The sequence below is a fragment of the Enteractinococcus helveticum genome, assembly GCF_020742345.1.
Lineage (GTDB): Bacteria > Actinomycetota > Actinomycetes > Actinomycetales > Micrococcaceae > Yaniella > Yaniella helvetica_A.
The window spans coordinates 1-6,140 of sequence record NZ_DYXC01000071.1; the positions used below are offsets into that span (position 1 = coordinate 1).

The following is a 6,140-nucleotide window of genomic DNA, read 5'->3' on the forward strand; positions in this document are numbered from 1 at the left end:
AGACTAATTTTCCCAATAAGCTCCTTATTGGGAAAAGTTCAGATTATTTTCCGAATAAGGATTTTAGGTGTGAAAGGTGGCGTAATGGCGCAGGGTTGGCCGTCAGTGCAATATCAAGAACTTTCCTGGCCGCCACCGGGGCATTCACTCGAGGAGTCATGGTCTAATCGCCGTCGTCGTGCTCATCGCGGGAAATATCAGCAGGCTATTGTGCCAGCCATTGCCGACGCTGAAGTACAGCTCAGTCCAGTTCTAGCATCGGACGTTCAAAACATCACGGATGATCTGACCAGATTTGATGCCCAGTATCAGGGGGTGCCCCATTCGGGGCTGTATTGCTTCGCAGCGAGTCATCCGCAAGCTCCGAGATTGAACAACTCACCGCTAACGCGCGGCGAATCCAGCTCGCTCGCCTGGGGGACAAATCCCGCCCGAACGCAACGCTCATTGCTCGCAATACCAAGGCCTTGAAGCAGCACTGCAGCTGGCTGACGCATTAGATACCGACGCTATTCTTGCCATGCATCACGCGCTGATGGAAGAAACTGATCGGAACGCCGGTAAACTCCGTCAGGAAATAAACTGGATTGGCGGCAACTCTCCAGTTACCGCCATGTTTGTCCCTCCTGAACACACCCAGGTACCAAATGCGCTGAATGATTTGGTCCGGTTTATGGAACGAACAGACGTCGCAGCCATCGTTCAAGCGGCCATGGCTCACGCACAGTTCGAGACGATTCATCCATTCACTGATGGAAATGGCAGAACTGGTCGTGCGCTCATCTCCGCGATATTGCGGGCAAGAGGAACAACTCAAAACTTCACCGTACCGTTATCTTCCGGCCTCTTGAACAACACGAATGACTACTTCAACGCGCTCAACGAGTACCGTCAAGGCAACGTTGAACCGATCATCCATGAATTCGTTGATGCCGCTCGCCGAGCGATGTCCAACGTTCAAGTCTTGATGCATGACCTTGAACAACTCAAAAATAAAATCCTGGATACCGGCCATCGCAAAACCAAGAACTTGCGAATCATCGCTGACTTATGCACCACCCAACCAGCGTTCACTGCCCCCATGGTGGAACAAATCGGAGTTTCAAACTCGAGCGCATATACAATTATCAAACGGCTCGTTAAAGCCAAGATTCTGCGGGATGAAGGCAAGCTGGCGGGTCAATCGGTATGGTCCGTGGTAGGGCTGACAGATGCACTTGACGCCTTTGCCGAACGTGCAGGGAATCGAACCTCAATGTGGCAATGAACTTCATGACTGCCCCTGTGTTATCACAGCATCGGTTACCGATAGCACCCACCAACGCAGTGAAAACGAATGACAGAACAGCAAGGTTAAGTTCGTGTCTTCTAGAGAGCTTCCCACTCATCTTCCTACTTAACATCCCACAGTGGGAAGTAAGTGGGAAGTTGAGTAGGAAGTTGATGTCAACGGCTCATAATGAGGGAGAATCCTGGGATGAACGAGCATCTCGAAAGTAAGTTTGAGCAGAAGTGCGGTGCAAAAAGCAATCAACGAGCTCATTCATCAGGGGATTTTAGAGCCAACTGAGCCTGCTAGGAGCCCGCGGCAACGATATCGCAGAACTACCTAACTGCTGACATCTGAAGAGCTTCCCACTCATCTTCCTACTTAACATCCCACAGTGGGAAGTAAGTGGGATGTTAAGTAGGAAGCTCGGTAAGAAACCAACAGCGTTGTGTACCCAATGCTTCGGTTGACAGCATGAGAGACACCACTGAGGCTGACGCTGCAGGCAAGACCCTAAGATTTATTAGTCTTCAACGTGGATGGCCAGCGCGGCACGGTCTGCGATTTCGAGATCGTTGATGTATTCGGCTGGAGCAGTTTCTTGGGTTTCAAGCATGTTATTAGCGAAGAATTCAACGAGTTCCTCGCGAGCATCCAGTGGCAGCACACCAGCAACATACATATCTGGACGTACAATGACGATCGCGCCGTCCCTGCTGATTTCACGATCACGGAAAATATCGCGGCCATGACCAGCAGCAAAGATCTGGTTGATGTCGATCAGACCATATGGCACCTTGACCGGCTGGAATGCAGCTGGCACGTTGTAGTGTTCCACTTCGGTGTAGTCCTGCTGGTAAATCACTTTGGTATCAAAGATTGCGTCAGTATCACCATTGGCCGGAGTATAGCGGACCCGCGGGGAGGCTGGGTCTTCTTGCCACCAGTTGGCAAACTCAGCGGTTGGAGTACCCTCCAGGGCAGGAGCAGCCGAATCGGCAAAGACGTAGACGCGCCAGCGACCATCGGCTTCGTGGAAGTGGCCCAGGTGGCGCCAGCGGTTATCAGCTCGACGGATAACTTCGGCGGATTTGAAGCGTTTACCCACCGGGAAGCCGGCAGCCAAGTCCTGGTGCTCGGTACCCATGGTGACCAGATTCTCGGTGTATTCGGTCATAAACCCGGCGGGGAATTCGAAGGTCTTGGTGTAAAACTCTTCGACCTCTTTAGCGTCATCACCCTGGGTTGCCATGATGCTGGACCACTGTTTATCGAAGTCGATCAGCTCCTGGGCTACCACCGAGCGCTCTTCGGCATAGGTATTCAAAATCGAGGCTGGTGCCCGGCCTTCAACCACAGCACCCAGCTTCCACCCGAGATTGAAACCATCCTGCATCGACACGTTCATACCCTGGCCAGCCTTGGCAGAGTGGGTGTGGCAGGCATCCCCCATGATAAAAGCGTGCGGGGTGCGGGTGTCGCGTTCGTGCTCTGGGACGTCGTCGAAGCCGGTAGCCACACGGTGGGCAACCTCGTAAACCGACCACCAGGCCACCGATTTCACATCCAGAGTGTAGGGGTGCAGTACGGCATTGGCATGCGCGATGATGTCATGAACAGGGGTGGCACGAATGGTCTTGGCATTAGCCTCAGTGACCTCGCCTAAATCAACATACATGCGCACCAGGTAGCCACCCTCGCGCGGAATCAGCAGAATATTGCCCTGATCATGCGACTGAATGGAGCACTTGAGCTGAATGTCCGGGAAGTCGGTGTTGGCCATAATGTCAATGACACCCCAGGCGTGCATGGAAGCATCACCTTCAAGGCGGTGACCCAGCGTCTTACGAACGGTGGAACGGGCGCCATCGCCACCAACCAGGTACTTGGCTTTCACGGTGCGCTCCTGGCCTTTGCGCTCCCCGGCAACATAGCGGATGGTAGCGGTGACCGGGTATTCAGCATCCGGATCAATGTCCGCGGTAACAAATTCCACACCATAATCCGGGGTGGCACGGCCGGGCGCACGCTGGGCGTCACGCAAGAAGTAGTCCAGAATACGCGACTGGTTCACATAGATGTGCGGGAACTCGGAGATACCGGTGGCGTCATCGGGGCTGCGCGAGGACCGTACAATCTTGGTGGGATCCTCTTTATCAGGTGCCCAGAACGCCATCTCAACGTTACGGTAAGACTCCTGAATAACTTCTTCGGCGAAACCGAATGCCTGGAAAGTCTCCACCGAGCGGGCCTGAATACCATCAGCCTGGCCGACCTCAAGACGTCCCGGACGCTTTTCAATGGCGCGCACGTTAATTGACGGGAAGCGTGACAGCTGTGCCAGCACAACGGCTGCAGCGGGGCCAGTACCCACGATCAAGACATCCATCTCATCTGGAATCTCTTCCGGGCGGTCCACACCGTAACCGGCTGCCGGTTTAATACGCGGGTCTTGCGAGTTGTAACCCCGGTAATGAAATTGCATTTCCTACTCCTTGTGAACACACTGCCCCGGCGGACGCCGTCGTGAGCGGAGGCTTGCGCCCAACCTCGCTTGTCTCTATAGTTGAGACATCATTCTATTTATAGATACAAGAATAGCGATGTGGCGTTGAACGCGCAACATTTTAACGAGGATCACATCATGACGAGCACTACAAAACAGGCTACGGGTGGATCGCAGACACTAGCTCGCGGCCTGCATGCCCTAGCGTTGATCGGTGAGTCGAATACGCCCCTGACAGTTCCCGAAATCGCCGAACAACTGGGGGTCCATCGCTCAATGGCTTACCGGTTAGTGCGCACCCTAGAAGACTTTGGGTTTGTTGAACGCAACCGGGCCGGGCGCCTGGAAATTGGGGTACGCATGGCCACCCTGACTCGCAGCATCGCACGCGATCTACAAACCGCTGCCAGTCCCGAACTCGTGACGCTGGCTAACTCGTTAGGCATGACTGCTTTTATTGTGGCCTATGACGGCGAACAGGCCGTCACCTTGCAGACCGTGGAACCCCAAAACGCCGTCACCACCGTGGCTCAGCGACCGGGCAGTCGCCACCCGATTGATCACGGCGCCCCGGGCAGAGTGATTCGATCCCTATTGAACCCCGACGAATACCCGCCCCAGCGTTATGAATTCAGCCAGGATGAGGTTTTTACCGGACTCTCCTCGGTAGCCGTACCCTTGCGCACCGCAGATGATCGGCCCGCCTCACTGGCAATTCTCTATGTCCTAAGCGATTTGGATATCGAAGACGTAGCCGACAGACTCTTGGAATCTGCGCGCCGGATCGAAAGCTTATTGACCACACACTAACAATCTGCGTTGCTGATCGCCACCGGGAGGTGACTATCATGGCCGGAGCCTTCGGTATCAAGACTCACGCGCGACACCACTAAACCATCCCCTACTGGTGGCCCGCACGCACCGCAACAAACAGTGCATCGGCTTCGGCACACAGGGTTTCACCGTGCCACATCTGCGCGGACACCAACCGCTTACGCCCTTCAACAGATTCCAGCCGGGCGCGCAGTTCCAAACGCACCCCAATCGGGGCGACATTGCGAAACTGTGTATTCAAATACGCCGTGCGACACGGGATGCCACGGGGACCTGCGGCCATGCGACCCATCGCCGAGTCAAAGATCAGCGAAATCACCCCACCGTGCATCGCCTGATTCATGCCCATGGCAAATAGGCCGGGCTGAAAGTGGGCGTGGAGTTCGTCGTCGTCAAAATGATCCAGGGTCAACGGTGGGACCAAGGCCTGCGAGTCGGACATCCCCATATCACCCAGTGCATACAGTTGCTCGTACTCCGGCACCTCAAGCGTTGCCAACAGCTCGGTGAGCTCAGCCAGCTGGGCCTGGATCAACTGTGCTTGAGCAACCTCCGGATTGGCCGCTACCAGGGCGTCTTGGAATTTTCGGACCTGCGCCATCATTTCCAGATAGGCCGCCGCTTGATCGGTTTTAGGAAACGGACGACGACGATACTGAGCCATCTCAATGGCATCCATGCGCTGCGAAGTGGTCATTGCACCACAATAGCAAGCCTGCACCGTCATGCCGCCGCGGCATTCGCCCGGCCAGCCAGGGTCACTCAATCCCCGGTGGGTCAGCCCTTCACTGCACCATATTTCGGCCCGGTCGAGTACAAATTCATCTCTGAAGTCTTTCTCAGCTGTAAAACTATGCGAAATTTGCGGTGCAACGTATGATGAATACAACGAAGGCTTTGTAGCAGCAGCCCAAGCCGGTTTAGCTCGATTGAGTCAGGTATGCAAGACGTCGATGATCCTCTTCGCGATGAAGGTGAACCTTTTTCACTAGACAAACTTGCTCAGTTCGTACAACAGGTAGAGGATGTGCTTGCTCAGCAGGATTATGCCGCAGCAGCATCCCTCGTCGAAGAGAATATCGCTGCAACCTGGTTTGGTTTTGAACCTGCACGCACCTCAGAAATCCTCAAACTCCTGACAGAGGAAGTCGGCGAGGCAGCACCCTTAGTCACCGCAGCCTACCGAATCCTGTCAGCCTCCCAAGCCGGGCTCACGAATACCCAAGCACTCCAGGATCAGCTCGATAGTGAAGATCCAAAGCAGATGTTTGTGCTGGCAATGTTTCGCATGAGTGACTTCCGGGTGCATGGGATGATCAGTCGGGCACTCGAACAGGCGGATGTGATCGAAACCCATCTGGCTAAGATGCGGCCAAGCCTGAACCCCTCCGGCGGGTGGCTGTTACAAGCCCCCGTCCAAATTGGCATTACCGCCATGCTGGCCGGAGACTTTTCGCGCGCTCTGACCTCATTGATGCCTGCACAACTCCGACCCGCCAATCCAAAGTTCGTGTTTCTGGAGCGCGAAGC

Annotated in this window: 5 protein-coding genes; 3 read left to right on the forward strand and 2 right to left on the reverse strand. The window is 54.8% G+C overall.

The features are described 5' to 3' along the window. Positions 1–520 precede the first annotated feature (520 nt). Positions 521–1,267: a Fic family protein gene (locus K8V32_RS05870; protein WP_524536698.1), complete on the forward strand. Its 747-nt coding sequence runs from the start codon at positions 521–523 to the stop codon at positions 1,265–1,267. A gap of 526 nt (positions 1,268–1,793) precedes the next feature. On the opposite strand, the gene K8V32_RS05875 is transcribed toward K8V32_RS05870, so the two are convergent. Beyond that, the gene (locus tag K8V32_RS05875) at positions 1,794–3,755 is read right to left on the reverse strand and encodes an FAD-dependent monooxygenase (RefSeq protein WP_303904331.1); all 1,962 of its coding nucleotides are present in this window, start codon (positions 3,753–3,755) and stop codon (positions 1,794–1,796) included. Between the two features lie 159 nt (positions 3,756–3,914). Between K8V32_RS05875 and K8V32_RS05880 the strand changes: the two genes are divergently transcribed. Continuing rightward, on the forward strand, positions 3,915–4,586 hold the full coding sequence (locus K8V32_RS05880; RefSeq protein ID WP_303904334.1) for an IclR family transcriptional regulator: 672 nt from the start codon (positions 3,915–3,917) through the stop codon (positions 4,584–4,586). Positions 4,587–4,677: 91 nt separating this feature from the next. On the opposite strand, the gene K8V32_RS05885 is transcribed toward K8V32_RS05880, so the two are convergent. Beyond that, entirely contained in the window at positions 4,678–5,307 is a 630-nt protein-coding gene (locus K8V32_RS05885) for a PaaI family thioesterase (protein ID WP_303904338.1), read from the reverse strand. 243 nt (positions 5,308–5,550) lie between these two features. Here K8V32_RS05885 and K8V32_RS05890 point away from each other — a divergent pair. Beyond that, positions 5,551–6,140: hypothetical protein (locus K8V32_RS05890; protein WP_303904340.1), on the forward strand; the 590-nt coding region annotated here is incomplete at its 3' end.